The organism is Pseudarthrobacter sp. B4EP4b (assembly GCF_006680095.1).
Lineage (GTDB): Bacteria > Actinomycetota > Actinomycetes > Actinomycetales > Micrococcaceae > Arthrobacter.
In genome coordinates this window covers 1-25,064 of the sequence record NZ_VHIJ01000079.1, presented here as the reverse complement: position 1 = coordinate 25,064, position 25,064 = coordinate 1, and the positions used below count along the sequence as shown (strand labels likewise).

Sequence of the window (25,064 nt, the reverse complement as noted above, 5' to 3'; positions counted from 1 at the left end):
GGGCGCTCCCCCGTGCCTATCATGGCTTTTGTGGGTGTTCTCTATACAGCAGGGCACGGGACGGCTTCCCAGGACGGCTTCGAGGCGATGCTGAAGGCCGCGGGCGTGGTGTCCCTGGTGGACGTACGTATCGGCCCGGGCAGCCGCAAGTTTCCGCACTTCGGGAAGGACCTGATGGCGGAGTGGCTGCCGGAAGCCGGAATCAGCTACCGCTGGGAGCGGCGTTTGGGCGGATTCCGCAAGCTTCCGCCGGAATCGCCGGATACGGCCTTGCGGAACGACTCCTTCCGCGCCTACGCCTCCTACATGCGCAGTGATGACTTTCGCGCAGCGGCGGCAGCGCTGGTGGCCGAAGCAAGTGATGTCCCTACCGCCATCATGTGCAGCGAAACCCTCTGGTGGAGGTGCCACCGTAGGCTCATTGCTGACCACTGCGTCCTGCTCGCAGGGCTGCCGGTGAAACACCTGACGCCGGCGTCCCGGCCGGCCGCCCACGTCCCGACTGCAGGGGTCAGGGTGCTGGGAGATTCCCTTTTCTACGACGTTGCCTAATGTCCTCCACCGGCGGCCCGGCCTCGCCCCGGAAGGGGCTGTCGCTTGACGGAAGGGGGCAAGGCTTCTACGGTCAATATCGAGAGTCCAGAAGTGTGATTTCAAGGCCGTCCAATGCCAATGTCCGAAGAGGAGCGGCGGCTCCTCAAGGAGCTGGAGCTCCGGCTGATAGCCGACGACCCGCACCTTGCGATGGAGCTGCTGTCCGGGTACCCATCGCGCCGGTTCAGGTCAGGTGTCTACTACGGTTCAGCCGCGGGTTTGCTCGGCCTTGTCCTCTTTATCGCGGGTATCAGCGGGCAGATCATCGGAGTTGTTATCAGCGGGGTCCTTCTGATGGCTCTGGGCATCTACCTGGCGGTGCGAAAGCCGACGCCCCGTCGCCCTGGCCGGAATGGACGGGCGGGGTAGCTCGGACGGAAGAGGCAGCCCTGCGCCATCTTCAGGCTCCCCGTGCCCGGACGCACGTGGAAGCAGGAAAACCAACCCGGCCAGGATGGCGGCCGCTCCAATCCAGCCCGCCGCCGGGAGCCGCTCCCCCACAACCAGCACGGCCAGCACCGCTGCCACCACTGTCTCAATCAGGGAGAGGCCGGTGGCGGTGCTCGCGCGGATCCGGGCCAGGCCCCACCCGAACAGGACGTACCCGGCAAACATCGGGACAAGGGCCATGTAGGCTCCAACGCCGACGTTCGTCCAGGATTCGACGAGTGCGCGTCCGGTCAGGAGGAGCACCGGCATCAGGAGCACCCCGCCCGTTCCGAAAACCGTGCCCATGGTGGCCCTCGCCGACAGTCCGCGGCCGATAAGGCGATGCGCCGCCCACGAATAGAGGGCGTATGTCACACCCGCCACCAGGCCCAACACGATACCGGCGGGCACCGCCCAGGAATCCACACCGGGTTCCATGCCGGTGCCACTCGCGCCGCCAGCATCGCCGGGCCTCTGTCCGGCAACCGATAGCAGCGCCGCGCCCGCGACGCCGAGCAGTGCTCCGGCCAGCCACCGGCGGGTGAGCGGCTTCTTGTCGGCAAACCGCTCGATGACTGCTGCTGCAACGGGAGCCGAGCCGATGGAAACCACAGTTCCCACTGCTACGCCGGCGAGATGCATGGAGGTATAAAAAGCCAAGGGATAAACAGCGACGGCCAGCGCTCCCAACGACACCAGCGGCCATTGCTCCAACAGCAGCCGCCATTGGCCCCGGATCCGCCTGGCCGCGTACAGGGCCTGGAGAAGACCGCCCACACCCATGGCCACGGCACCAATGGCCAGTGGGCTCACTGCCGGAGCAAAGGTGGCCGCGGTTCCCGTAGTCCCCCACAGCACCGAGGCGGCCAGCACAAAAACGGCACCCCAGCCTGCCCCGGGCAGATGTCCAGGCCCCGACAGGCTGCGGGTCCCGGACAGGCTCGTCCTCGAAGGCACCCGACTGTCCCGCCCACGCCGCCTGCTGCGCCCGATCTGCCGGGCAGAGCGGGTCAGGTACATCATCAACGTTGAGCGTTCGGCGGAACCCGTCACAGCTCGTCCAGCATCTGCGCGGCAATCGTTCGGCCCTGCAGAAGCCGCGCTTCTCCGCCTTCGAGTCCGGCCCGCACCATGGCGCCTTCCAGCACGAAGGCAAAATGGGCTGCAAGAACCGGGCGGCGTTGATCCTGCTCCGGCATCAGCTCTCCCACGTGCTTGGCCAGGAGTGCCTCAACTTCTTCCTTATGGTGCCGGACGGCCAGCCGGCCGAGGCTCCCGGCGGGCAGTTCTGCCGCCGCATTAAGCAATCCGCAGCCGCGGAACCCATGCTCGTATGCGAAGGTTGCGTGATCCATATAGGCGTCAAAGACGGCCAGCACCCGTTCGCGGGGCCCACCAGCGGCGTCAACACGGGCCCGGTAAAGGCCGAGCCACTCTTCGTGCCGGGCTTCGAGGTAGGCGCCCACCAGGTCCTGCTTGGAGGCGAAGTTGTTGTACAGGCTCTTTTTCGCCACACCAGCCTCGGCAGTGATGGCGTCGATTCCGGTGGCACCGACGCCCCGGGCATAAAAGAGCCGCGCGGCGGCCTCGAGCAGCAGTGCACGGGCACGCTTTTTTGGTTGCACTTCAGCCGGGGACACCGCAGCTCCTTCATTGCGTAGGTAGACCAGTCTACCTACGCAACGCGGTGAGGAGCCATACTTTCCCGTTTGTACCGATGGAACGGTGCCGTCCAGGCGTAACCTGAAGGCGACTTCGGCGCTGAGGAGACGGCAATGGGTTCAATGGATGGGCGCCTGGCCCTTGTTACCGGTGCCACGGGCGGACTGGGGAAAGCCGTGGCGGCCGGGCTGGCACGGGAAGGCGCCACGATCGTCGTCGTCGGACGCTCCGTTGCCCGGGCGGAGGAAGCCATGGCGGCCGTCCGCAGCCAAGTGCCCGACGCCCGGCTCGAACCGCTGGCCTGTGACCTGTCGGACCAGTCCTCCATCCGCTCGGCGGCGGCAGACGTCCTCTCCCGGCACGAACGGCTGGACGTGCTGGTCAACGCTGCAGGCGTGTTCCGGAAGGAACGCCATGTGACTCCCGACGGGCTGGAGCTGACCTTCGCCACCAATGTCATGGCCTATTTCCTGCTGACCACCCTGCTGCTGGACAGTCTGAAAAGCAGCGGAACCGGCGGCGCTTCCGGAGGCGGGCGCATCGTGAACGTGGCTTCGAGATACGGCAAAACTACGCTCAACTTCGATGACCTCCAGACAGCGAGCGGCAAGTACAGCTACCTCCGCTCCACGCCGCCCACCATGCTGGCCAGGGTCCTCCTCACCCAGGAATTTGCCGAACGGCTCCGCGGAACGGGCGTGGTGGCAAACGCCGTGCACCCGGGGCTGGTCAAAAACACTGGCCTGCTGCAGGACGTGGGCGGTCCGTTCCGCTGGATCACCAATACCATCGGCGCCCCTGCCGAAAAGGCTGCCGACACCCCAATCTGGCTTGCCAGTGCACCCGAAACCGCGGAGATATCTGGAAAGCTGTGGGCCAATCGGAAGGAGCTTCCAACGCCGGGGATGGGCTCGGACCCTGAAGCCCGGAGGCGCTTGTGGGCGGAGTGCAGCCGGCTGGCAAAACTTTCCTGACGGCCAACCCATCCATCGTGGCGGCGGCTCCGAACCAGAGGGGCAAGAAGTCCCTTGGGAGCGGATAGAGCAATGGACGAGCAAGACCAGCAGGCACTGACCAGCGGGGTTATCCAGGAATACAACCTTGATCTCGCCCAGCTGTGGCTCGATTACATCGCCTTGGGCGGCAACGCCACCCAACAGGACATCAAGGACTACAGCGCGGGACGCACCAGCCTTCCAGCGAAGGAACGCGACGTCCTGTCCCAGGCTGTCAACGAGCATTCGGATCCGGAAAGCCGGCCTCGTGAACTGCTGGCGACGGCCCCTTACAGCAACTCTCCGCTCACCGTGCCGCGGCGGGATTCCTCCGGCTCGCAATCCTCCAAGTAGGCGCGCCCCAGCCCGAGGGCGCGCCGCTGGGTTTGGGCCCCGCCCGCCTGTCGGTTCGGGCCCGCCTGTCGGTTCGGGCTGGCCCGCGCGTTCGGGGCTCTAGGCTGCAGCGCGGGAGTTGAGGGTGTCCCTGATGCCGTTCAACGCCGGGTCCCGCAGCGACATAAACGCCGGTTTCAGGAGTGGCTGGATGATCTTGGCAGGCCCTTTGATGCTGAACTCGGCCGTGTACTTGACCACGGACCCGCCGGCCGCGGGGCTGACGTCGATGGAGTCGAAGGCAGTCACCGTTTTGTTCTCACCACGGAGCTTGATGTGGTTCTCTGTCAGCTCGATGACCTCATACTCCAGGGACTGCCGCTTGCCCCGGAACTCGGACTCGGCGTGGTAACGGTGGCCCACGGCCACCGGACCAGGCGTCAGTTTGTCCATCACCGGAGTGCTGGGATCCCACTCGCTGGTGTTTTCGAACTCCCGCATGTAGGCGAAGGCCTGGTCCGCGGGCAGTTTTGTTTCCACACTTCCGGTGACTGTGATCATCACCCCAGTGTAGGAACCGCATCTCCGGAAGCCCACCCCTATCAGCGACGCGGCGCACAGAGTTGGGCGGCCGCCATCTTGAAGCACAATTTTCCGCCCAGCTCCTGCGGCCTGATCCACACTTCGAAACCCTCGGCGGCAGTGAACAGGGTCCTGCCGCCGCCGGCGTCTGCCGCGATCCACAATGCCGAGGAATCCTCCATGGCGTCGTCCACCAGGCCGGTCCGGACAACCCCGAAGTCCTTGCGGATCTCCACCGGCGTCCCAATCAACCGGCGCCAGTCATCGTAGCGGTACGGCTTCATCGCCTTGCTCCAGCCATTACCTTGCCCAACCCGTCCGGCCGGTCAGCAGGCTTCGAAGTCCGTGAGGACCTTGACCTTGCCCGCCGAGGCAGAAGCCGGGTCGAACGTGTAGCCGATCCACTCCCTGGCCAGCCGGCGCGCCAGCTCGATGCCCACCACCCGCTGGCCCATGGTGAGGACCTGGCAGTCGTTGGACAGGATGGAACGCTCCACGGAGAACGAATCGTGCGCCGCGGTGGCCCGGATTCCTTCCACCTTATTGGCAGCGATAGCCACCCCGATTCCAGTACCGCAAAACAAGATGGCACGGTCGGCGGCGCCCTCCCGGATCATTTCCCCGGCGGCTATCCCCACATACGGGTAGGGTCGGGTGAAGTCGTCCGGGGCATCAGTGCGATTGACTCCAATGTCGATAACTTCAGTGATGCGCGGATCCTGCCGGAGGTCTTCAAGGACCTTGTCCTTGTAATCCACACCTGCTTCGTCCGCGCCCACGATGAGCCGCAGTCCCATGGCTTGTCCTTTCCCTGTCTTTTGCTTGTGTGCGCTAATGCTTGCGCGGGTTTACGCTTGCGCTCCGGCAGGTTCCCTGCCGGGAACGGCCTGGGCGCTGCCGGGAGCGGCCGTGAAATGGGGGCCCATCACGGTGAACACCATCGCCAGGGACGTGGCGCCGGGATCCGGCGTTCCGAGGCTCTTTTCCGCCAACGGCCGGGCGCGGCCCTTCAGCGGCAAAAGGTCGGCAGTGGCCGCGGCAGCTTCGGTGGCATGCAGGGCAGCCTCCTCCCACGCCTTGCTTGCGGGCTGACCCTCCCCCACCAGGCGGCTTAACGTTTCAACAAAGGGCAGCAGGGCGTCCACCATGGTTTTGTCGCCGGTTTCCGCTTTACCCAGCTGGACGATCCGGTCGGCGAACGCGGTCACCGCCGAGGCCAGTTCCAAGGCGTCCGGGGCGGCTGCATTCCCCACGGACTCCCCGAAGGCCCGCAGGCCTGCGCCCCACAGAACGCCGGAAGTTCCGCCCGCCTTGTCGGCCCAGGCATCGCCGGCTGCGGCGAGCAGGTCGCCTGCTCCGGCTCCTTGCCCCAGGGTGAGGGCAGCTGCGGCGGCTGCGGCATCAATTCCACGGACCATCCCGCGGCCGTGGTCGCCGTCGCCGGCGATGGCGTCCATCCTGCCAAGCTGCTCCTCGGCGTCGTGAATCCAGGACTTGGCCGCTTCAAGCGCCGCAACGCAGGCGCCGGCAAAGTCCCGGGAGGCCGGCGTGGCGACGAACGCCACCAAGTCCACACCGCCGTCGGACGTTTCCGCAACAGACAGTGAACCTCCCTCCCGGGGCGCGTTCCCGCGGCGGTAGGCGGGCGTTTCCGCAGGAGCAGTCCAGAGCGGTTCCAATTCCTCATCCAGCCACGTCATGCTGAGCGAGACGCCGGCCATGTCCAGGCTGGTGACCAGTTCGCCTACCTCAGGCATCACCAGGGTGTAGCCCGCGGCGCGGAGCAGGGGCGCCACGGCTCCCCAGAGGACGAAGAGCTCCTCATGCTTGGTGGAACCCAGGCCGTTAAGGATGACGGCGGCCCGCGTCCCGGCACCCTCCGGAGTCTCGGCCAGCAGCCGGGACACCAGTTCCTGGCCCAGTTCCTTGGCGGACGGCAGGGCTGTGTCGTACAGGCCCGGCTCGCCGTGGATGCCCAGCCCGAGGCCCATCTGTCCGTGCGGGAGCGAGAACAGCGGCGATCCGGCACCCGGGAAGGTGCAGCCGGCGAACGCGCTCCCGATGGTGCGGGTCAGGCCATTGGCCTTGCGGCCCAGCCGGACTACTTCAGCCAGGTCGGCGCCGTTTTCGGCGGCCGCGCCCATGATCTTGAAGACGGTAAAGTCACCGGCGATGCCGCGGCGTTTTTCCGCTTCCGACGGCGGCGCGCTTGCGATGTCGTCCGTGACCAGGACGTTCTCCACGGCGATGCCCTCGGCGGCCAGCCGCTCGCTGGCCATACCGAAGTTCATCACGTCTCCGGCGTAGTTGCCGTAGGTGAAGACGACGCCGGCGCCGGACTCTCCGGCCTTGGCCACGGCATACGCCTGCTGGGCGGACGGTGAGGTGAAGATGTTGCCCACCACTGCGCCGTCGGCGAACCCCTGGCCAATGAGGCCGGCGAAGGCCGGGTAGTGGCCGGAGCCGCCGCCGGCCAGGACGGCCACCTTGGGCTGGGCGGGCCGGTGGCGCCGGACGGCGCCGCCCGGGACCTGGCGTACAAGGTCCGAGTGGATGTCGCAGAAGCCGGCCAAGGCCTCCTCGGCGAAATCTGAGGGGTCGTTGAAGATCTTTGTCATGGTGGGCTCTCCGGCATCCGTGGTTTCGTGGGCGGGCGGGACCGTTAGTGCATGTGGCTTCCCCCGTTGATGTCCACGGTGGTGCCGGTGAGGTAGGCGGAGTCTTCGGAGGACAGGAAGGTGATCACCGCGGCCACTTCCTCGGTGGTGGCGTTGCGGCCCAGCGGGATGCCGGCGTTGATGGCGGCTTCCTGCTCCTCGGTGCTGCCGACGCGGATGTTGGTGTCCACAGCGCCGGGGGTGATCGCGTTGACCGTGACGCCGGTGGCGCCCAGTTCGCGGGCAAGGGCCTTGGTGAAGCCGAGGATGGCTGCCTTTGCCGACGAGTAAGGGACCTTCCCGAAGACACCGCCGCCGCGCTGGGCGGACACGGAGGACATGTTCACGATCCGGCCCCAGCCGTTCTCGATCATGGCCGGCAGGAAGGCCTTGGTCACCAGGTAGGTGCCGGTGGCGTTCACGTCCATGACCTTGTGCCACAGTTCCAGCGTGGTTTCGAGGAACGGGACCGGGGAGGTGATGCCGGCAATGTTGGCCAGGGCGCCCACCGGGGGCAGGTTTCCGGCAGCCACCTCGGCGGCCACTGCAGCCTGCGCAGCGGTGACCGAGGCTTCGTTGGCGACGTCGATTTCGTGGCCGAAGGCGGGGACGTTGAATTCATTGCCGATCTCGGCGGCAACTTTCGCGGACTTCTCGCCGTCGAGGTCCAGGATGACCACTGCCCAGCCCTGATTCGCATAACGGCGGGCGGTGGTGAGGCCGATGCCCCGTTCCGAGGTGGCTCCGGTGAGGACGGCGGTGCGCTGGATGGTGGTCATGATTGCTCCTTGGTTTTGTGGGGTTTAGGCGTTATTGGGTATCAGATGAGGTCGGTGATGAAGCTGGCTGCTTTCGCTGCAGCCGCGGGGCGTTCGTCGTGGGTGACATCCCGGGTTTCCAGCTCCAGCGAGAAGTGCCCGGTGTAACCGTCCCTGGCCAGCCGCTTCAAGCCGCCGGCGAAGTCCGCGTTGCCGTTGCCGATGCTGAGGTTGATGTTCCCCGGTACGGCATCGCGCAGGTGGACGTGAGTGATGCGGCCGCGGTGCCGGTCCAGGTAGGCGTGGACGTCCTCGCCCGCTGCGGTGATGTGACTGAAGTCCATAACGATTCCGACGCCGGAGCCCGCCAGCCGGTCAGCCAGCAGTCCTGCGCGCTCCAGGTTCCAGCAGAAGCGCAGGAAGTGCAGCGATTCGGTCCAGAGTTCGACGCCGAACTCTGCTGCCCGTTCCCGGGCGCCGATCAGCTGGGCGGCGATGAGGTCCAGGTCCTCGTCCATGCTCCGGACCGGGTTGTGGTCCAACGACCCGCAGGGGAGGACGAGAGCCCTGGCCCCCGCTGCGGCGGCAAGGGCAAGAAGGGCGTCAAGGTGCCGCTGCCTCGCGGCGGTGGCGTCGCCGTCGAGCACTGCATTCAGGTCACCAATGTCACCGTTGACGGAGCGCACCCGCAGGCCCGACCCCAAGACCTCAGCGGAAACAGCCTTGACGGCCGTGGCGGCGAGTTCGTAGGGGACGTGGTCGCAGACTCCGGGCAGCGCTCCAAGATCGATTTCTTCGAAGCCCAGTTCCCGCATGCTACGCAGGGCCACGGGGAGCTCCTGGTGACGGAAGCTGATGGATGAGCACCCGAGACGGGAATGGAACATCGTTGATCCTCTGGTCAGGCCAAGCAGTAGTGATGGGCACCACAGTACCGCTGTTGAATGTTAACAGTCAACCTCTGGTGGTGACTGTTGACAGTAGCCATGATGCGGGTCACACTTAGGGATATCATTTGTTAACAGTCGACAGCGGCGGACTCCTTCAGTCGCTTTTCGAAAGGGAACCACCATGAGCAAAGATGCTCTGAACATGCGCGGTCCGGTCCACGGAACCAAGGACGCCAGGCGCGTTGCCATTGGCTCCGGGGTGGGCGCGGTGATCGAGACGTATGACTTCATCGGTTTCGGCACCGCCGCTGCGCTGTACTTCGGAACTGCGTTCTTCCCGGGCAGCGATCCCGTGACGGGCACCCTGGCCTCCTTCGCCACCCTGGGTGTGGGCTTCGCGGCCCGCCCGCTGGGCGGCATCATCGGTGGCCACCTTGGTGACAAGGTGGGCCGCAAGCCCGTCCTGGTTGCTTCGCTCATCCTGATGGGCCTGGCAACCTTCGCCATCGGCCTGCTGCCCACCTACGCCGCTGTGGGGCTGCTGGCCCCGGCACTGCTGGTCTTCGTCCGCATCGTCCAGGGCCTGGCCTTCGGTGCTGAATGGGGCGGCGCCATCCTGATGAGCTACGAGCACGCACCCTGGAAGTCCAAAGGCAAGTACACCGGCATCGTCCAGGCCGGCTTCCCGGTGGGCCTGCTGCTGGCTAACCTGACCTTCCTGGTCAGCGTGAACCTGGGCGGCGAGCTCGCCTGGCGCGTCCCCTTCCTGGCCAGCATCGTGCTCGTAGCCGTGGGCCTGATCATCCGGTCCAAGGTTCCTGAATCCCCCGTCTTCGACGAGGTCAAGGACAGCGGCGACATCGTGAAGTCCCCCATCGTTGAGGTCATCAGGACTGACTGGCGCAATATCGTCAAGGGCATCGGCCTCCGCGTTGCCGAGACTGCCGGCTACGCCGTGTCCATCACGTACATGATTTCCTACCTGCACACGGAAAAGCTCGCGGACAAGACCCAGACCCTCGTCGCCCTCTGCATCGCCTCCGCCGTAGGCATCCTCGCCACCATGGCCTGGGCCCGCCTGACGGACCGCATCGGCCGCCGGCCCCTCTACATCTGGTCCACCGCCTTCGCCGCACTCTTCGCGATTCCGATGTTCCTCCTGGTCAACACGGGCCTCTTCATCGCCATCATCGCGACCATCGTGATCTCCTACGCGGTCTGCCAGAACTCCCTGGCCGGCGCCCAGGGCGCCTGGTTCCCGGAGCTCTTCCAGGCCAAGACCCGCGCTTCCGGCGCCAGCCTGGCCTACCAGATCTCCGCCATGGTTTCCGGTTTCACCCCGTTCATCACCACCCTGCTGTTCGTCAGCTTCGGCTGGATGGGCCCGGCACTGCTCTTCGGCGCCTACGCGCTGATCGGTCTCTGGGCCGCAGTGGCCACCCGGGAAACCTGGGGCAAGCGTGAGCGGGAGCTGGCGGACGAAGCCACCAAAAGCACCCCCAACACGGTAAGCGTCTAATGACGGTCACGAACCACACGAACACGGAGCAAGTAATGGCAACAAACACCGTCCAGGACCGGCCAACAGCGGCCGGGGCACTGGAAGACAGAGCGGCGCGTGGCCCGGTAACCCAAGAGCGCATCGCCAAGATCAGCGCCGCGGCGTACCGGATCCGGCACCATGCCCTGAACATGGGCGAGGTCCAGGGCCAGGGCTATGTGGGCCAGGCGCTGGGTGCAGCAGACATGCTGGCCACCGTGTACGGCGATCAGCTCCGGTTCCGTGCCGAGGATCCGCACTGGGAAGCCCGTGACCGGTTCCTGCTCTCCACCGGCCACTACGCGATCGGCCACTATGCAGCGCTGGCCGAAGCCGGGATCGTGCCGGTCGAAGAGCTCGAGACGTACGGCTCCGACGATTCCCGGCTGCCAATGTCAGGGATGTCCACCTACACCCCTGGGATGGAAATCTCCGGCGGTTCACTGGGCCACGGACTGACCATCGCCGTGGGCATGGCCCTGGGCCTGCGCTACCAGGGCTCCGGCGCCCGGGTGTTCAACTTCCTCTCAGACGGTGAACTGGACGAAGGCTCCACCTGGGAAGCCGCCATGGGCGCCCACCACCACCAGCTGGGCAACCTCACCGCGATGGTGGACATCAACGCCCTGCAGGCGGACGGCAAAACCGACACCGTGCTCCGCACCGAGCCGGTCACCGAAAAGTGGGAATCGTTCGGCTGGTACACCCAGCGCGTGGACGGCAACGACGTCGGCGCCCTGCTCGCAGCGTTCGACAACGCAGCCGCCCAGGCCGCCGCCGTCGGACGCCCTTCAGTAATCCTCTGCGACACGAAGGTGGGCCGCGGCGTCCCGCTCCTGGAAAACCGCGAAAAGGCGCACTTCATGCGCATCGAAGAACACGAATGGCAGACCTGCCGCGAGCAGCTCACCGCCGGTTATGAAGGAAAGGCTTCAGCATGAGCACCACCACGGAGGCACCAGACGCTGCAATCGCGGCCAAGCCGAAGCTGAAGACCTCGGCGATGATCGCGTCCTTCGCCGATCCCGGCCAGAAAACCAGTTCCGCGCCGTTCGGGCACGCACTGGTCAAGGCAGCGCAGGAGAACGACAAGATCGTGGGCCTGACAGCCGACCTGGGCAAATACACGGACATGCACATCTTCGCCAAGGCCTTCCCGGAGCGCTTCTTCCAGATGGGCATGGCCGAACAACTGCTGTTCGGTGCCGCCGCTGGCCTTGCCGAAACCGGGCTGGCGCCGTTCGCGTCCACCTACTCGGTGTTCGCGGCCCGCCGCGCCTACGATTTCCTGTGCCTGGACGCCGCTGAGCCGAACCTGAACGTGAACATCGTGGGCGGCCTGCCGGGCCTGACCACCGGGTACGGCCCCAGCCACCAGGCTACCGAGGACATGGCGATCTTCCGCGGCATGCCCAACCTGACCATCGTTGATCCCTGCGACTCGGTGGACATCGAACAGGCAGTCCCCCAGCTCGCAGCCTCGGACGGACCGACCTACCTGCGCCTGCTGCGCGGGAACGTGCCCACGGTACTGGACGAGTACGACTACACCTTCGAACTCGGCAAGGCCAAGGTGCTGCGCGGCGGCAACGACGTGGTGTTCATCTCCTCCGGCCTGATGACCATGCGCGCCCTCCAGGCCGCCAAGGCGCTGGCGGCACACAACGTGGACGTCGCCGTCGTGCACACCCCCACCATCAAGCCGTTCGACGCCGAAACCGTCGTCGCCGAGATCAATACAGACCGGCTGGCCGTCACCCTGGAAAACCACTCGGTAGTGGGCGGGCTGTTCGAAACGGTTGCGTCCGCCGTCGTGACCGCCGGGGTGGGCAAGCGCGTGGTTCCCGTGGCGCTGCCGGACCAGTTCCTCGACGCCGGTGCCCTGCCCACGCTGCACGACCGCTACGGCCTTGCTGTGGACCGCATCGTGGCGAAGGTGCTGGCCGAACTCGGGTAGGCGTCCTTTGCTGGCCAGGAGTTCAGCAAAGGTCCATCACCGCAGAAAGCACGGCACCAGGTCCCGCCCGGTGCCGTGCTTTCTGCCGTACTATCGGGATTACGACTGTAAACAGTCGACTTACAACATTGAGGACAGGCACTATGGCCGGAATGAGCGCACCGCTGCTGGGACTGCAGAAGAAAAGCCTGCGCGAGCAGGCACTGGCGGCATTGAGGACCGCTATCACCAGCGGTGAACTGGAACCCGGCCGGCACCTGGTGGAGACCGAACTGTCCGAAATGCTCCAGATCAGCCGCGGAACCCTCCGTGAGGCGCTTCGGCAGCTGGAGCAGGAGGGCCTGCTGTCCGCCGGGCCGCGCGGCCGGCTGTCCGTCCGCCACCTGGATGAGAAGGAAATCCGGGATATCTACGCTGTCCGGGCTGCCCTGGAATCCCTGGCGGCCCGCACGCTGTGCGAACTGCCGGACCGGCAGCACGTAATTGGCTCCCTGCGCTCCGCTATTGATGCCATGAAGGCGGCCGAAAAGGCAGGCCTGCAAGAGCGCGTTGAATCGGACCTGGAGTTCCACCGCACCCTGTGCCGGCTCACGAAAAACGAGACCCTGCTGCACACATGGGAATCACTGGAAGGCTCCATCCGGATGTCCATCATGTTCGCCGGATTGGAGAAGGGCGTCCGTAATATGAGCGTGGACCGCCACCACGACATCGTGGCCGCGATCGAAACCGGCGACGCGTCCCTGGCCCGCAAGACCATCCGGGAACACATGGATACCGCTGCCGCGAACCTGGTGGCCTAGTAGCCCGCCCAGCCGGGAATCCCTTTGAGTTGCTGACCGTTAACTGAGTGTGCGGAAGAGTCCGCGCCTTCAGACGAGGGATTGAATGAACGCGAAGTTTGTATCAGTTGAAGACGACGCCGGGAAGGTCACCCGCTACGCCCGCCATGTGAACGGTGGCGGCCTCATCGCCCCCGGTGCATCAGTGGCCGGGAGCGCGACCATCGGTCCGATGACTTACGTGGAGTACGGCGCCCGGATCGGCTCGGGCTGCCGGATCGGTCATGGCAGCTGGATCGACCGCGACGCGACCATCGGCGACCGCACGGTGATCGGTGACGGCGTGCGGATCGGCCGCGGCACGGTGGTGGGAAGCCGCGTGCACATTGGGAGCCATTCGAGGATCGGCTCGGGGGTCCTGATTGAGCACGGCGTGCACCTCCACGCCGACACAACAGTTCCCGACGGCGGGCACGTCCCGTTGGGCGTTCGCGCGCATGTTGCGGATCAGGCAAAGCACCGGCCGCACCGGAAGAGCAAGGGCCGGATGGCCGCCTGAGCCTGTGCTGCAACGTTCGCGCCCCCCAACCGGCGGTCCCCGCCTGCCCGAGGCGCCCGGCGGTCTCCTCTGCTTCGCCTTGGGTCAGGGCCTCGAACCGCCCGCTCGCCGCGCCTTCAGCGCCGCGGCTCCCCACACTGCCAGCAGGAGCGCCACGAGCAGCAGGCCGGCGTCGCCCAGGTCGATGGATCCCAGCCAGACCGTCAGGGGATCCTCCAAAGTGAAGGCGGCATTCGCAAACCCGCCCAGCGTGATGGCGGCGATGAACAGGGCGGACACAGCGGAGATGCCCGTGACCAGGGCATTAAAGCCGAGTTTGCGCTGCCGGTCGGCGAGGGCCGAACGGTACATCCGCATCATCGCCAGCCCGTTCAGTGAATCGCACAGGGTCATGGCGGCGGTGAATGCGAGGGGCAGCGCCAGCAAGGCGAACGGCGGCACCCCGGCCAGGGACGCCGCCGTCGTCATCATCAGCAGCCCGATGGTGGTGGCGGTGTCAAAGCCGAGCCCGAAGAGGAAGCCGATGACGTAAATGTTCCGCGGCCGCCGCACCTTGGACAGCGGCCGCGCGAGAAGCCGCGCCACCAGTCCCTGCGGCTCCAGGTCCTGAGGGTCTATGGTGCCACCGCTGCGGGAGCGTCGGTAGGCGCGGGCCGAGCGGACAAAGGCCGATCCGTTGAACAGGCCCATTCCCAGCAGGAACAGCCCGGAAACGCCGCTGCCGATCAGGCCGAGGACCAGGTTGCCGGCGGACCCGTCCTGCATCAACCCACCCACGGCCGCGGCGCCGGCAATCACCAGCACGCCGGTCAGCGTCACCACGGAGCTGTGGCCCAGGCTGAAGGCGAACCCGACACTCACCGGGTCCTGGCGGTCCGCCACAAACTTGCGGGTGGAGTTGTCGATGGCCGCGAGGTGGTCCCAGTCGTAGCTGTGCTTCACGCCAGCGAGATACGCGGTGAGGACCAGCCCCCAGGTGAGAGCCTGCGCGCCGGATGCCCCTGGCGTGCCGCTGAGTAAAAGTACGACGGCGGCTGCATGCAGGGCGGCCACGGCGCCGAACAGGCACAACAGCCGGGTGCGCAGCGGCAGGGTGTCCCGCTCCCGATAGAAAGTGGCGATGTTCGCGATGGCTGTCATCAGTGCTTCCTCAGGTTCAGCGGTTCCTGCCCGTACCACCGTTTCCGAAGCAGGGCTGTGCAAGCGCCGAGCAGGCGGTTCAGTTCGCCTGTGCTGTTCGAGAGCGATCGCAGGACCAGCCCGGTGGTGCCCGCCGCGCTGCGGGTGAGTGACATGCCGGTCAAGGCATCGTTTTCCGAGGTCAGGCGGTGCAGGTCATCGGCGAGCGCCTGGTCCACCCGCGGGTCGACAACAACCAGCGATCCGAGGTGGCTGTACCCCTCCATAAACCCCAGCCCGGTCACATCCCCCAACGGCGGTCGGATCAGGAGGTTGTCGAGCGCCAGCAGTTGGCTGCCGTCCTCAGTTTCAACATGGATCTCGTTCCGCAGCCGCACTTCCTCATACCGGAACGCGGCCCCGTCGGGAGACCATCCGGGGGTCACCACTTCAGCCATCACCAGGGACGACGACGGCCGGACAGTAATGTGCGTCCGTTGCCGGTAGCTGGCCTCCCGGTAGGCAATGAGCTGGTCAGGCACAAGCTCCAGCCGCGCCCCCTCCCCCAGCCGAATGACCATCCGCTGCTCAGCAAAAGACCCCGGAGTCCGATAAACCTTCGTCGCAGACTGGGTAGTAAGAACAAGCTCCGCCTCTTCTTGCACCTCGACATCCAGCAGAAAAAGATCTGCCCCAAGATAAGCCCCACCAGGATTCACCACGACATAACAAACCTGCCCCGAGTCGTCGAGATAGTGAGGCCGGAGCACCCTCAACGCGCCCTGATGAAACTGCCGGGACGCAATGGAACGCTCCCCACGCTCACTGATGACGAGCTCCAGCACTCCACGAGGCGACGCAATCGCAGAGGCTGCGGAGCCGGGTGTAAGGGGCCGCGGCGTGGCGGGCACCGCGGAGCGGGCACGGCCCCTTACACCCGGTGAAGCGGCCGGACCCAAGGGGACCGCCGTCGTGCTCATGACGCGAGGTCAGGCATCAGGACGTCGTGGCGTATCCAATCGATGACCTTTTCCAGCCCTTCGTCGGTCTTGAGGTTGGTGAAGCAGAAGGGTTTGTTGCCCCTGAATTCGCGGGAGTCCCGTTCCATCACTGATAGGTCGGCCCCGACGTGGGGTGCGAGGTCGGTTTTGTTGATGATGAAGAGGTCGGACTTGATCATGCCTTGGCCGGCTTTGCGGGGGATTTTTTCGCCTTGGGCCACGTCGATGATGTAGATGGAGAAGTCGACAAGTTCGGGGCTGAAGGTGGCGGAGAGGTTGTCGCCGCCGGATTCGACGAAGATGACCTGGAGGTCGGGGTGCCGGGCTTTGAGTTCCTCGATGGCCGCGGTGTTCATGGAGGTGTCTTCGCGGATGGCGGTGTGCGGGCAGCCGCCGGTTTCGACGCCGATGATCCTGTCCACAGGGAGGATGCCGTTGGCGGCGAGGATTTTGGCGTCTTCGATGGTGTAGATGTCGTTGGTGATGGCGGCCATGGAGATTTCGGCGCTCATGTGGCGGGTGAGGCGCTCCACGAGCTGGGTTTTGCCGGCTCCGACGGGTCCGCCGATGCCGATCTTGATGGGTTCGCTCATTGTTTCCTCCTTGAATCCAAAAACACAGCTAGCTCATGAACATCCGGGCACGTTGGCGTTCGTGCCGCATTTGCGAAATTTCGAGTCCCGGGCTGACGGCGCCGAAGTCGTCCGGCGACAGGCGTGGGATCCGTTCGACGGCGGCAGCGACGTCGTCGGCCGCTTGCCGAAGCAGCCGCTGCCCGGCGTTCTGGCCCAAGGGGATAGCGCGGACGGCGTTCTGCGTCAGGGAGGTGGCGGCGGCGAAAAGGTAGGCGGCGAGCGCCTCCTCCATCGGCACGCCCAGTGAGCGGGCCACGACGGCGAACGCCAGCGGCTGGTGCCCGGCAGCCCGGCCAGTGGCCACCAGGTCCCGGTACAGCCCCAGCGCCGGAGAGGGAAAGACCTCGCCCCCAATCTCAAGCAACCGGCCCCCCATCTTGACGGAAGCCTCCCGTACCTGCCGCGGCAACAAAGAAGCAGAGAGCAGCGCATCAAGTTCAAGAACATCGGCCCCCTCATAGAGGAAGCGAATAGCCAGCCCATCAGAATAGGTCAACTGCTGCGAGACAAAAGCAGACAACCACCGCCCAAAACCAGCCTCATCAGCGACCACCCCGGCGTCGACATACGTCTCAAACCCAAGAGAGTGAGCAAAAGCCCCAGTAGGCAACGCGGAATCAACAAGCTGCTGCAAAGCAAGCTGGTAACTGCTCACCGCACGGCCGCCCAACGCAACGGAGCAAAGCGACGGCCCGGATTGGGGGCCGCGGCGTGGCGGCACTCGTGAGGGGCCCACGGCCGCGAGGGCCCCGACTCGAGCTTGCGAGAGTTGGGAGCGGCTGGGGACGGGCACGGCCCCCCATCCGGGGCGGCGCACCCAGCTACAACGCCCTGTGAAGCGCGCAGCGCGGCGACAAGATTATTAGTGCGAGTGTTCGGCATGGCGAAAAGGAACAGGCATGACGCGTTCCTGCCGGGAGTAGGGCACACCCACATGGACGAGGTAGTCCTCGACGGTGTGGTCGTAGGCGCATAGCATGACGTCCGCTTCATATTCGGACGACGAGTCGAAGAACTGTGCCTGGAGGTGCCGGTTGCCGAGGGAGTGGGCTACGACGCCCATTTCGTGGATGGTGCGGGGTGCGATGACGAGGACGTCGGTGGGCAGCACGGAGACGACGATCATGTTGGTTTCTGCGATGTGCAGGATGTCGCCGTCGCGCAGGTCGCCTGAGCCGGAGGGCAGGCGAATGCCGATTTCCTTGCCGTGGTCGGTGGTGGCGCGCTGGATGCGCTTGACCAGCTGGGCGCTGGGAAGGACCACTTTTTCCTGGTGCAGGGTGGCGTAGGTGTGCGGGTCCGGCAGTTCGTGCAGGTTGCCGAGGACTTTTTCGATGATCATGGGTGGCTCCGGGGTCAGGAGGTGCTTTAGAACAGGAAGTAGCGCTGGGCCATGGGCAGGACGTCGGAGGGCTCACAGGTGACGTCTTCGCCGTCAACGGCTACCTGGTAGGTTTCCGGGTCTACCTGGATGTCCGGGGTGGCGTCGTTGTACTTGAGGTCGGCTTTGGTGAGGGTGCGGATCCCGGAGACGGGCCGGATGACTTTTTCCAGGCCGAGCTCGTGGGGCACGCCGGCGTCGATCGCTGCCTGGGACAGGAACGTGATGGAGCACTGCTGGACGGCTTTGCCGAACGCGCCGAACATGGGGCGCATGGTGCGTGGCTGCGGGGTGGGGATGGAGGCGTTGGCGTCGCCCATGAGTGCGTAGGCGATCTGGCCGCCTTTGAGCACCAGTTCCGGTTTGACGCCGAAGAAGGCCGGGTCCCACAGCACCAGGTCCGCGAACTTGCCTTCTTCCACCGAGCCCACCGAATCGGCGATACCCTGAGCGATGGCCGGGTTGATGGTGTACTTGGCCACGTAGCGCTTGAGCCGGAAGTTGTCGCTGCCCGCACTGCCGTGGAGGCCGGCAGCGCTGTCCCCCCGGGGGTCTTCCAACACCCCCCGCTGCTTCTTCATCTTGTCCGCCACCTGCCACGTTCGGGTGATCACCTCGCCCACCCGGCCCATCGCTTGGGAGTCCGAAGAGGTGATGGAGAAGATTCCCAGGTCCTGCAGGACGTCCTCGGCGGCGATGGTCTCGGCGCGGATCCGGGAATCTGCGAAGGCCACGTCCTCGGGGATATCCGGATTGAGGTGGTGGCACACCATCAGCATGTCCAGGTGCTCTTCGATGGTGTTTCGCGTGTAGGGCAGGGTGGGGTTGGTGGAGGCCGGCAGGACGTTGGGCATGCCGGCGATCTTGATGATGTCCGGGGCGTGCCCGCCGCCAGCGCCTTCGGTGTGGAAAGTGTGGATGACCCGGCCGTTGATGGCGCGGATGGTGTCCTCCACAAAGCCGCACTCGTTCAGTGTGTCGGTGTGGATGGCCACCTGGACATCGAATTCGTCCGCCACTGTGAGGGACATGTCGATCGAGGAGGTGGTTGATCCCCAGTCCTCGTGGACCTTCAGGCCGATCGCCCCGGCGCGGATCTGCTCGGCCAGGGGTTCGACGGCGGAGGCATGGCCCTTGCCGAAAAGTCCGATGTTCATGGGGAACCCCTCAGCGGCCTGCAGCATCCGCTGGATGTGCCACTTCCCGGGTGTCACGGTGGTGGCCTTGGTGCCTTCGGCCGGGCCGGTGCCGCCGCCGATCATGGTGGTGATACCGCTGGTGAGAGCGGTGGGGACCTGGTCCGGGGAGATGAAGTGGATGTGGGTGTCCACGCCGCCCGCGGTGAGGATCTTGCGTTCGCCCGCGATGATTTCGGTGCTGGCCCCGATCACAATGTCCACACCATCAGTGATCTGGGGGTTGCCGGCCTTGCCGATTTTGAAGATATGCCCGTCTCTGAGTGCCACGTCGGCCTTGTAGATGCCGGTGTAGTCCAGGATCACGGCGTTGGTGATCACGGTGTCGGGCACTCCGTCGCCGGAACCATCACCGTCGCGGACCGCCTGGCCGTTCTGGCCCATGCCGTCGCGGATGACCTTGCCACCGCCGAATACCACTTCCTCGCCGTAGACGGTGAGGTCCTTTTCGATTTCGAGGAACAGTTCGGTGTCTGCCAGGCGGATCGAATCGCCCGTCGTCGGGCCGTACAGATCGGCGTACTGCCGGCGTGGAATCTCAAAGCTCACTTGCCACTCTCCTTCGCGTCTTCGGGGGCCGCGCCGCGCAGTTTTCCATTGACGGCGTTGCTGAGCCCGTACACCTCGCGGCTGCCGGCGAGTTCGATCAACCGCACGTTCCGGGAGTCCCCCGGTTCGAACCTGGCAGCGGTTCCGGCGGGAATGTCCAGCCGCCGGCCGTAAGCTGCTTCCCGGTCAAAAGCCAGGGCAGCGTTGGCTTCGGCAAAGTGGAAGTGCGAGCCCACCTGGACGGGCCGGTCGCCGGTGTTGGTGACCGCGACGTCGACCGCCTCACGCCCGGCGTTCGCCGTCAGAGGCTCCGGCCGAAGGATGTACTCTCCAGGAATCATGGCCTGCCCCTCAGCGGATGGGATCGTGGACGGTGACGAGCTTGGTGCCGTCAGGGAAGGTTGCCTCGATCTGCACGTCATGGATCATTTCCGGCACGCCTTCCATCACGTCTTCGCGGGTCAACAACGTTTTTCCGTAGCTCATGAGGTCGGCAACGGTGCGCCCGTCGCGGGCGCCCTCGATCAGTTCGTAGCTGATGATGGCCACGGCTTCCGGGTAGTTGAGCTTGAGTCCGCGGGCCTGGCGGCGGCGCGCCAGATCGGCGGCCACCACAATCAGGAGTTTTTCCTGCTCACGTGGCATCAGATGCATTGCGGGTCCCTTCAGCGGCCAGCGGACGGCGTGCTGCCCACATTAGGTGGCGGACGTTTCAGGCACGTTTCGGGACTGTAATGCAGGTCTCTCCGCCGCCAGGGCTGTACCGGCTCCCGGCTGCGCGCTGAATCTCACCAGGTTTCCGCCCAGGGAAGGCGGTGACGACGGCGTTTCGCCGGGACACGCCGTCGTCCGTCCTTAAAGGTGGGGAGACTCAGCCCCTACTGCGCCTCACTGAGCCGGGCGAGGATCTCGTCGGTTGACTGGACGGGCTGGCGGTAGGTGGTGGAGAGGATGCGCAGCATGTCCGCCGCGTCCTGGCTGTCCTCGGAGGCCATCGCTTCCTTGGCGTACGTGACCCGGATGTTGTGGGCGAAGGCGTCCGCGCCGGTCTGGGCGATGCAGTTGTGGGTGGAGACGCCGGCCAGCACTACTTCATCGGCACCCCAGTTGCGGAGGCGGGAAAGCAGGTTGGTGCCCACAAACGCGCTGTCCCTCGTCTTGTTCAGCTGGGGCAGGCCGTCGATGGCCAGCCCGGGCACAGCCTCCGCCTGCCTGCTGCCGCGGAAGATAAAGCCCTGGTCGTCGTCGAGCATGTTCAATGTCCAGGTGGATTTGTCCCGCTCGTGCTCGGTGCCCACCATCAGCGCCTTGTGCCCGCTGGCTTTGAAAGCTTCAAGCAGCCTGTTGCAGCACGCCACCAACTGCTTCTGCTGGGCTGCCAGTTCCGGCGCCTCGAAGTATGCGTTCTGCATGTCGATGACAAGAAGGGCAATCATGCGCGGTACCTTTCCTCGTGTTGCTCGTTCGGGAAAACGTACCCTGCCGGCGGCCGGGTGAAACTCAGCCGGGGAAACAGAGGCGCGTAAAGACCTAGGGTGCCGATTCCCGGATCTGCAGCTGGAACCCGGCTTCCACGTGCACGCCCTGGTCCGCTGTTTCCCGGCCTTCGATCCGGTCGATCAGCAGGGCGATGGACCGCTCGGCGATCTCTGCCATTCCGGGTGAAACTGTTGTCAGCGAAGGCGAGGCAAACCGGGCTTCGTCAATGTCGTCAAAGCCGGCGACGGCCACCTGCTCCGGGACTTTGATGCCGCGGATGAGCAGCTCGTGCATGGCACCCAGGGCCAAGGCGTCGTTCAGCCCGAACACCGCATCAAATTCAACCCCCTGGTCCAGGAGCCCGGCCACTGCCGCGGCGCCCCCGTCCCGGCGCCACTCACACTGTGCAACCAGCGCGGGATCAAAGGGAATCCCGGCTGTGTCCAGCGCCTGCCGGTAGCCGTTGAGGCGAAGCCCTGGAGTCCCGCCGGACTCCTCCGGACGGGCGCCAATGACGGCAATCCGACGGCGGCCGGCCGCCGCCAGGTGCGCGGTCAGTGCCGCGGCCGCTTCCTCGTTCTTCATGGTGACCAGGTCAAACCGGGGATCCAGGATGTGTTCACCGAGCATCACCAGCGGTTTTTTGCCCTGCCGCCCGGCAATGGCATCAGCCTCCATCACCAAAGGGGTGAACAACAGGCCATCGGTGAGCTGCCGGAACGGACCTTGCAGGGCATTCAGTTCAGCATCCACCGTGGCATCGGACTGCTCCACGAGGACCCGGTACCCGCGCTGCGCTGCGGCCTTCATCAGCCTGGACGCCAGTTCCGCGTAATAGGGGGCGGAAAGGTCGGACAGCACCAGGCCCAGCATGCGGGTCTTCCCTGAGCGAAGGCTGCGCGCGGTCAGGTTGGCCTCATAGCCCAGCTCGGCGATGGCGTCCTGGACCCGTTGTTTGGTAGCAGGACGGATGAACTCGTAGTCATTGAGGACGTTGGAGACCGTCTTCAGCGACACCCCCGCTGCCCTCGCAACATCGTTCATGGTGACCGCCATCGTGGCTCCTTCGTGTGGTTCCGCCTGTTCCTGCGATACATCGTTGCAGAAGAAGCCGTTGCGGCGGGAACCCGCCGTCGGGCCTGGGGCAGAAGCAGCCCGTTCAGTCCTTGGTCTTGGCCGCTTTCACTGCAGCCTTGGCCGCCTGCTTGCTGGCGCGGACCTTCACCAGGGACTCGGGATCAACGATGTCCGCCACCGAGAGATACGAGCCTTCCTCGCCGTAGTGCCCGGCAGCCTCCCGCCAGCCCGGCGCCTGGAGGCCCCGCTGTTTGCCCAGCAGGGCAAGGAAAATCTTTGCCTTTTGCTCACCGAAGCCTGGCAGCGCTTTGAGCCGGCGGAGGACCTCCGCACCGTCAGGACCGCCCTTGGTCCAGATCGCGGTGGCGTCGCCGTCCCATTCGCTCTGCACGGCTTCAGCGAGGGCCTGGACCCGAGCCGCCATGGACCCCGGAAAGCGGTGGACGGCAGGGCGTTCCTTGAACATCTCCACGAAGGCCTGCGGCTCTTGGGACGCGATCGCTTCCGGCGCAATGGAACCGATCCGGGTCCGGATCTTCTCCGGGCCCGCGAACGCCGATTCCATGGTCACCTGCTGGTCCAGCAGCATGCCCGTCAGCAGCGCAAAGGCGTCCTCACTCAACAACTTGTCCGCGGCGGGATCCCCCGTGATGTGCAGTTCCATGCTGTCCATCCTCCCAGAGGTTGGCAGGGACGTCAGCAGCCATCGCCATGACGTCCCCGCCCCCGGATCAGCCGCCCACTGCGAGCCGGATCATGGACCAGGACACTGCCGGGAGGGTGGCGGTGAGGCGGCCGCCGTCGGCCTTCACCGAGACGTTCTCCGCCGGAAGGACGGACGTTGAATCATCGGCGCCGGCCTGCCAGTACGGGTCCTTGTTCGCGTAGGTCAGCGCCTCCACCACGCGCACATCGCCCAGGCCGGACACCACGGCGTCCAGGCCAAGCGCATCCGTGGCCGAGCGGTTGACGGCGAACACCACGGCCTCACCCTTCTCTGCGTCATAGGTTGCGACGGCGGACACTGCGGCAAAGCCCGCGGTCTTGCCGCCGCTGACAGCCGGGGATTCGACGGCGAGCTGCAGCACAGTCCCGGACGCGTGCCGGGAGGTAAGTGCGAACGGATGGAACGTGGTCTGCTTCCAGGAGCGGCCTCCGGGCTCGGTCATGATGGGGGCGATCACGTTGACCAGCTGCGCCAGGCTCGCTGAATGTACGCGGTCAGTGTTCTTGAGCAGGGTCACCAGGAGATCACCGACGACGACGGCGTCCGCCACTGTGTAGGTGTCCTCGAGGAGGACAGGGGCCACCGGCCAGTCCTTGCCCGACGGAACCTTGGACTCGTCGCGGCTCATGTGCCAGACGTTCCACTCGTCAAAGGAGATGTTGACCTGCTTGGTGGATTTCTTCACCGACTTCACGTGGTCGATGTGGCTCACGATGTCGTGGATGAAAGCTTCCATCCGGTGGCCGGCGGAGAGGTGTTCCTGGAGGTCGCCGAAGTCCTCGAAGTACTGGTGCGCCGAGATCAGGTCCACCAGCTCGTACGTCTCAGAGAGGACCACGCGCTCCCATTCACCGAACGTGCTCATGGTGGGGCCGGAGCTGCCGCAGGCCACGAGCTCCAGGTCCGGTTCGATCATGCGCATGCCGCGGGCGGTATCCGCTGCCAGGCGGCCGTACTCAAGCGCATTTTTGTGGCCGATCTGCCAGGGCCCGTCCATCTCGTTGCCAAGGCACCACATCTTGATGCCGTAGCCGTTCTCCGCCCCGTTTGCCCTGCGCTGTTCCGAGAACGCCGTGCCGCCGTCGATGTTGCAATACTCCAGCAGGTCCAGCGCCTCCTGGGTGCCGCGCGTGCCAAGGTTCACCGCCATCATGGTTTCCACGCCGGCCTTGGCCGACCACTTGGCGAACTCGTCAACGCCCACCAGGTTGGGGTCGGTGGAGTGCCAGGCAAGGTCCAGCCGGACGGGTCGCCGGCCTGCCGGTCCAACACCGTCCTCCCAGCGGTAGCCCGAGACGAAGTTTCCGCCCGGGTAGCGCACCGTGGACACACCGAGTTCCCGCGTCAATTCCAGGACGTCGCCACGGAACCCGTCCTCGTCCGCCGTGGGATGTTCCGGCTCGAAGATGCCGGTGTAGACGCAGCGCCCCAGGTGCTCCACGAAGGCACCGAAGGTGCGGCGGCGGACTGGCCCCACGGTGAAAGCCGGGTCCATGGTGATTTTTGCGGCTGCGGTTCCTGGTGCGGGGGTTCCTGGGGCGGCTGATCCGGCGGCCGGTGATTCCGCCCCGGCTCCAGTGGGTCCGGATGCCGCGGCGGGAGTGGTGGTTTCGGTGGGTGCCACGAAAACGTCCTCGTTTCGGTAAATTTACAACGTTATAGAAACCATTGTTGATGGTTGCCGAATGAGAGTCAAGCAACATTCCTGCGGTCGTCCCCGCGCGCTTCGGCCAGGGCCATCCCGGGCCAGGCGCTCCCGACCTGCGGAAACGTTGGCTCCAGGCTGTAAGGGCCAAAAACCAAGTAGTACCTAATCTCAAAAACGGGTACCGGTTACGCATTCACCGCGTACGGCCACCCAATTAGGTTTTTCTCAGAGACAAGACGGGTTCTGGCTCGCGGTACTTGGCTCACGAGGGGGTGTGAGACTGGCAATGCACGCACAATACGCAAACTCCGATTTCCCGGGTCGACGGACCCGGGCATTAAGCGGGGCCGGCGACGAGGAGGTCTTCGAGACCAAGGCCTCTCCCCCAGCCGTCGCCGGCCCTCTGGTTTCCCAGCAGGGCCCCCTCCACCGCCCCCACGGGCCCGCCATCCACGGAAATCCGGCAGTTGGACGGGCTCCGCACGGCAACCCGGGGGCCGGAAACGCCGCCGTG

The 25,064-nt window shown here is 65.6% G+C and carries 28 protein-coding genes and 1 pseudogene; 9 read left to right on the top strand and 20 right to left on the bottom strand.

Annotated features, from left to right (window positions below):
- Nucleotides 1-30: 30 nt before the first annotated feature.
- On the top strand, nucleotides 31-552 hold the full coding sequence (locus FNL14_RS22495; protein WP_181762747.1) for a DUF488 family protein: 522 nt from the start codon (nucleotides 31-33) through the stop codon (nucleotides 550-552).
- A gap of 114 nt (nucleotides 553-666) precedes the next feature.
- Nucleotides 667-846 (top strand): annotated as a pseudogene (locus FNL14_RS23730) (DUF3040 domain-containing protein); the annotation flags it as partial.
- Here the strand turns inward: FNL14_RS23730 and FNL14_RS22485 are convergent.
- On the bottom strand, nucleotides 802-1,980 hold the full coding sequence (locus tag FNL14_RS22485) for a DMT family transporter (RefSeq protein WP_370455908.1): 1,179 nt from the start codon (nucleotides 1,978-1,980) through the stop codon (nucleotides 802-804). The pseudogene FNL14_RS23730 and the gene FNL14_RS22485 overlap by 45 nt on opposite strands.
- A 92-nt stretch (nucleotides 1,981-2,072) precedes the next feature.
- A complete protein-coding gene (locus FNL14_RS22480) occupies nucleotides 2,073-2,663 on the bottom strand; it encodes a TetR/AcrR family transcriptional regulator (protein ID WP_142064881.1) in 591 nt (196 codons plus the stop codon).
- A 135-nt stretch (nucleotides 2,664-2,798) separates the two neighbouring features.
- Here FNL14_RS22480 and FNL14_RS22475 point away from each other — a divergent pair, with 135 nt between their 5' ends.
- Together FNL14_RS22475 and FNL14_RS22470 are read left to right on the top strand one after the other, a co-directional pair.
- Nucleotides 2,799-3,659, top strand: a complete 861-nt coding sequence (locus FNL14_RS22475) for an SDR family NAD(P)-dependent oxidoreductase (protein ID WP_255470968.1) — start codon at nucleotides 2,799-2,801, stop codon at nucleotides 3,657-3,659.
- 72 nt (nucleotides 3,660-3,731) lie between these two features.
- On the top strand, nucleotides 3,732-4,034 hold the full coding sequence (locus tag FNL14_RS22470; protein WP_142064878.1) for a hypothetical protein: 303 nt from the start codon (nucleotides 3,732-3,734) through the stop codon (nucleotides 4,032-4,034).
- A gap of 99 nt (nucleotides 4,035-4,133) precedes the next feature.
- On the opposite strand, the gene FNL14_RS22465 is transcribed toward FNL14_RS22470, so the two are convergent.
- From FNL14_RS22465 to FNL14_RS22440, 6 genes are read right to left on the bottom strand one after another with little or no spacing between them, the layout of a single operon-like run.
- Complete coding sequence (locus tag FNL14_RS22465) at nucleotides 4,134-4,574, bottom strand: SRPBCC family protein (RefSeq protein WP_091420463.1); 441 nt, start codon at nucleotides 4,572-4,574, stop codon at nucleotides 4,134-4,136.
- Nucleotides 4,575-4,615: 41 nt separating this feature from the next.
- Complete coding sequence (locus FNL14_RS22460) at nucleotides 4,616-4,879, bottom strand: hypothetical protein (protein ID WP_142064875.1); 264 nt, start codon at nucleotides 4,877-4,879, stop codon at nucleotides 4,616-4,618.
- Between the two features lie 42 nt (nucleotides 4,880-4,921).
- On the bottom strand, nucleotides 4,922-5,392 hold the full coding sequence (locus FNL14_RS22455) for a ribose-5-phosphate isomerase (RefSeq protein ID WP_142064872.1): 471 nt from the start codon (nucleotides 5,390-5,392) through the stop codon (nucleotides 4,922-4,924).
- 51 nt (nucleotides 5,393-5,443) lie between these two features.
- The gene (locus FNL14_RS22450) at nucleotides 5,444-7,213 is read right to left on the bottom strand and encodes a dihydroxyacetone kinase family protein (protein ID WP_142064869.1); all 1,770 of its coding nucleotides are present in this window, start codon (nucleotides 7,211-7,213) and stop codon (nucleotides 5,444-5,446) included.
- 44 nt (nucleotides 7,214-7,257) lie between these two features.
- Complete coding sequence (locus FNL14_RS22445) at nucleotides 7,258-8,031, bottom strand: SDR family NAD(P)-dependent oxidoreductase (protein WP_091420458.1); 774 nt, start codon at nucleotides 8,029-8,031, stop codon at nucleotides 7,258-7,260.
- Between the two features lie 41 nt (nucleotides 8,032-8,072).
- On the bottom strand, nucleotides 8,073-8,897 hold the full coding sequence (locus tag FNL14_RS22440) for a sugar phosphate isomerase/epimerase (RefSeq protein ID WP_142064866.1): 825 nt from the start codon (nucleotides 8,895-8,897) through the stop codon (nucleotides 8,073-8,075).
- Nucleotides 8,898-9,081: 184 nt separating this feature from the next.
- On the opposite strand from FNL14_RS22440, the gene FNL14_RS22435 reads away from it, so the two are divergent.
- The 5 genes from FNL14_RS22435 (at nucleotide 9,082) to FNL14_RS22415 (ending at nucleotide 13,738) form a co-directional block, all read left to right on the top strand.
- Entirely contained in the window at nucleotides 9,082-10,419 is a 1,338-nt protein-coding gene (locus tag FNL14_RS22435) for an MFS transporter (protein ID WP_142064863.1), read from the top strand.
- A 35-nt stretch (nucleotides 10,420-10,454) separates the two neighbouring features.
- Nucleotides 10,455-11,381 (top strand): transketolase, encoded by a 927-nt coding sequence (locus FNL14_RS22430; protein ID WP_255470967.1) that lies wholly within the window; start codon nucleotides 10,455-10,457, stop codon nucleotides 11,379-11,381.
- On the top strand, nucleotides 11,378-12,397 hold the full coding sequence (locus FNL14_RS22425) for a transketolase family protein (RefSeq protein ID WP_142064860.1): 1,020 nt from the start codon (nucleotides 11,378-11,380) through the stop codon (nucleotides 12,395-12,397). The genes FNL14_RS22430 and FNL14_RS22425 overlap by 4 nt, the downstream gene beginning before the upstream one ends.
- Nucleotides 12,398-12,540: 143 nt before the next feature.
- On the top strand, nucleotides 12,541-13,200 hold the full coding sequence (locus FNL14_RS22420) for a GntR family transcriptional regulator (protein WP_142064857.1): 660 nt from the start codon (nucleotides 12,541-12,543) through the stop codon (nucleotides 13,198-13,200).
- Between the two features lie 85 nt (nucleotides 13,201-13,285).
- On the top strand, nucleotides 13,286-13,738 hold the full coding sequence (locus tag FNL14_RS22415) for a transferase (protein ID WP_142064854.1): 453 nt from the start codon (nucleotides 13,286-13,288) through the stop codon (nucleotides 13,736-13,738).
- An 84-nt stretch (nucleotides 13,739-13,822) separates the two neighbouring features.
- On the opposite strand, the gene FNL14_RS22410 is transcribed toward FNL14_RS22415, so the two are convergent.
- The 12 genes from FNL14_RS22410 to FNL14_RS22355 form a co-directional block, all read right to left on the bottom strand.
- Nucleotides 13,823-14,878, bottom strand: a complete 1,056-nt coding sequence (locus tag FNL14_RS22410; RefSeq protein WP_142064851.1) for a HoxN/HupN/NixA family nickel/cobalt transporter — start codon at nucleotides 14,876-14,878, stop codon at nucleotides 13,823-13,825.
- Nucleotides 14,878-15,663, bottom strand: a complete 786-nt coding sequence (locus FNL14_RS22405; RefSeq protein ID WP_370455909.1) for an urease accessory protein UreD — start codon at nucleotides 15,661-15,663, stop codon at nucleotides 14,878-14,880. The genes FNL14_RS22410 and FNL14_RS22405 overlap by 1 nt, the downstream gene beginning before the upstream one ends.
- 170 nt (nucleotides 15,664-15,833) lie before the next feature.
- Nucleotides 15,834-16,451: an urease accessory protein UreG gene (ureG, locus tag FNL14_RS22400; protein WP_142064846.1), complete on the bottom strand. Its 618-nt coding sequence runs from the start codon at nucleotides 16,449-16,451 to the stop codon at nucleotides 15,834-15,836.
- Nucleotides 16,452-16,479: 28 nt separating this feature from the next.
- Entirely contained in the window at nucleotides 16,480-17,148 is a 669-nt protein-coding gene (locus FNL14_RS22395; RefSeq protein WP_142064843.1) for an urease accessory protein UreF, read from the bottom strand.
- A 207-nt stretch (nucleotides 17,149-17,355) separates the two neighbouring features.
- A complete protein-coding gene (ureE, locus tag FNL14_RS22390; protein ID WP_142064840.1) occupies nucleotides 17,356-17,835 on the bottom strand; it encodes an urease accessory protein UreE in 480 nt (159 codons plus the stop codon).
- A gap of 26 nt (nucleotides 17,836-17,861) precedes the next feature.
- Nucleotides 17,862-19,619, bottom strand: a complete 1,758-nt coding sequence (ureC, locus tag FNL14_RS22385; protein WP_142064837.1) for an urease subunit alpha — start codon at nucleotides 19,617-19,619, stop codon at nucleotides 17,862-17,864.
- The gene (locus tag FNL14_RS22380; protein WP_142064834.1) at nucleotides 19,616-19,960 is read right to left on the bottom strand and encodes an urease subunit beta; all 345 of its coding nucleotides are present in this window, start codon (nucleotides 19,958-19,960) and stop codon (nucleotides 19,616-19,618) included. The genes ureC and FNL14_RS22380 overlap by 4 nt, the downstream gene beginning before the upstream one ends.
- A 10-nt stretch (nucleotides 19,961-19,970) precedes the next feature.
- Nucleotides 19,971-20,273, bottom strand: coding sequence for an urease subunit gamma (locus FNL14_RS22375; protein WP_142064832.1), 303 nt, complete (start codon nucleotides 20,271-20,273; stop codon nucleotides 19,971-19,973).
- A gap of 224 nt (nucleotides 20,274-20,497) precedes the next feature.
- Nucleotides 20,498-21,055, bottom strand: a complete 558-nt coding sequence (locus FNL14_RS22370; protein ID WP_142064829.1) for a cysteine hydrolase family protein — start codon at nucleotides 21,053-21,055, stop codon at nucleotides 20,498-20,500.
- 94 nt (nucleotides 21,056-21,149) lie between these two features.
- Nucleotides 21,150-22,154 (bottom strand): LacI family DNA-binding transcriptional regulator, encoded by a 1,005-nt coding sequence (locus tag FNL14_RS22365; RefSeq protein WP_142064826.1) that lies wholly within the window; start codon nucleotides 22,152-22,154, stop codon nucleotides 21,150-21,152.
- A gap of 103 nt (nucleotides 22,155-22,257) precedes the next feature.
- Complete coding sequence (locus FNL14_RS22360; protein WP_142064823.1) at nucleotides 22,258-22,848, bottom strand: HhH-GPD-type base excision DNA repair protein; 591 nt, start codon at nucleotides 22,846-22,848, stop codon at nucleotides 22,258-22,260.
- Between the two features lie 58 nt (nucleotides 22,849-22,906).
- Nucleotides 22,907-24,397, bottom strand: a complete 1,491-nt coding sequence (locus tag FNL14_RS22355) for an alpha-N-arabinofuranosidase (protein WP_142064905.1) — start codon at nucleotides 24,395-24,397, stop codon at nucleotides 22,907-22,909.
- Nucleotides 24,398-25,064: the final 667 nt, after the last annotated feature.

Excerpts from the sequence above, each read along its gene's own strand:
- FNL14_RS22460 (WP_142064875.1), bottom strand. The coding sequence starts at position 4,879 with ATGAAGCCGTACCGCTACGATGACTGGCGCCGGTTGATTGGGACGCCG.
- FNL14_RS22430 (WP_255470967.1), top strand. The coding sequence starts at position 10,455 with ATGGCAACAAACACCGTCCAGGACCGGCCAACAGCGGCCGGGGCACTG.
- FNL14_RS22465 (WP_091420463.1), bottom strand. The coding sequence starts at position 4,574 with ATGATCACAGTCACCGGAAGTGTGGAAACAAAACTGCCCGCGGACCAG.
- FNL14_RS22355 (WP_142064905.1), bottom strand. The coding sequence starts at position 24,397 with ATGGACCCGGCTTTCACCGTGGGGCCAGTCCGCCGCCGCACCTTCGGT.
- FNL14_RS22440 (WP_142064866.1), bottom strand. The coding sequence starts at position 8,897 with ATGTTCCATTCCCGTCTCGGGTGCTCATCCATCAGCTTCCGTCACCAG.
- FNL14_RS22455 (WP_142064872.1), bottom strand. The coding sequence starts at position 5,392 with ATGGGACTGCGGCTCATCGTGGGCGCGGACGAAGCAGGTGTGGATTAC.
- FNL14_RS22360 (WP_142064823.1), bottom strand. The coding sequence starts at position 22,848 with ATGGACAGCATGGAACTGCACATCACGGGGGATCCCGCCGCGGACAAG.
- FNL14_RS22375 (WP_142064832.1), bottom strand. The coding sequence starts at position 20,273 with ATGCATCTGATGCCACGTGAGCAGGAAAAACTCCTGATTGTGGTGGCC.
- FNL14_RS22415 (WP_142064854.1), top strand. The coding sequence starts at position 13,286 with ATGAACGCGAAGTTTGTATCAGTTGAAGACGACGCCGGGAAGGTCACC.
- FNL14_RS22365 (WP_142064826.1), bottom strand. The coding sequence starts at position 22,154 with ATGGCGGTCACCATGAACGATGTTGCGAGGGCAGCGGGGGTGTCGCTG.
- FNL14_RS22370 (WP_142064829.1), bottom strand. The coding sequence starts at position 21,055 with ATGATTGCCCTTCTTGTCATCGACATGCAGAACGCATACTTCGAGGCG.
- ureE (WP_142064840.1), bottom strand. The coding sequence starts at position 17,835 with ATGATCATCGAAAAAGTCCTCGGCAACCTGCACGAACTGCCGGACCCG.
- FNL14_RS22410 (WP_142064851.1), bottom strand. The coding sequence starts at position 14,878 with ATGACAGCCATCGCGAACATCGCCACTTTCTATCGGGAGCGGGACACC.
- FNL14_RS22475 (WP_255470968.1), top strand. The coding sequence starts at position 2,799 with ATGGGTTCAATGGATGGGCGCCTGGCCCTTGTTACCGGTGCCACGGGC.
- FNL14_RS22450 (WP_142064869.1), bottom strand. The coding sequence starts at position 7,213 with ATGACAAAGATCTTCAACGACCCCTCAGATTTCGCCGAGGAGGCCTTG.
- ureG (WP_142064846.1), bottom strand. The coding sequence starts at position 16,451 with ATGAGCGAACCCATCAAGATCGGCATCGGCGGACCCGTCGGAGCCGGC.
- FNL14_RS22445 (WP_091420458.1), bottom strand. The coding sequence starts at position 8,031 with ATGACCACCATCCAGCGCACCGCCGTCCTCACCGGAGCCACCTCGGAA.
- FNL14_RS22380 (WP_142064834.1), bottom strand. The coding sequence starts at position 19,960 with ATGATTCCTGGAGAGTACATCCTTCGGCCGGAGCCTCTGACGGCGAAC.
- FNL14_RS22420 (WP_142064857.1), top strand. The coding sequence starts at position 12,541 with ATGGCCGGAATGAGCGCACCGCTGCTGGGACTGCAGAAGAAAAGCCTG.
- FNL14_RS22435 (WP_142064863.1), top strand. The coding sequence starts at position 9,082 with ATGAGCAAAGATGCTCTGAACATGCGCGGTCCGGTCCACGGAACCAAG.
- FNL14_RS22470 (WP_142064878.1), top strand. The coding sequence starts at position 3,732 with ATGGACGAGCAAGACCAGCAGGCACTGACCAGCGGGGTTATCCAGGAA.
- FNL14_RS22425 (WP_142064860.1), top strand. The coding sequence starts at position 11,378 with ATGAGCACCACCACGGAGGCACCAGACGCTGCAATCGCGGCCAAGCCG.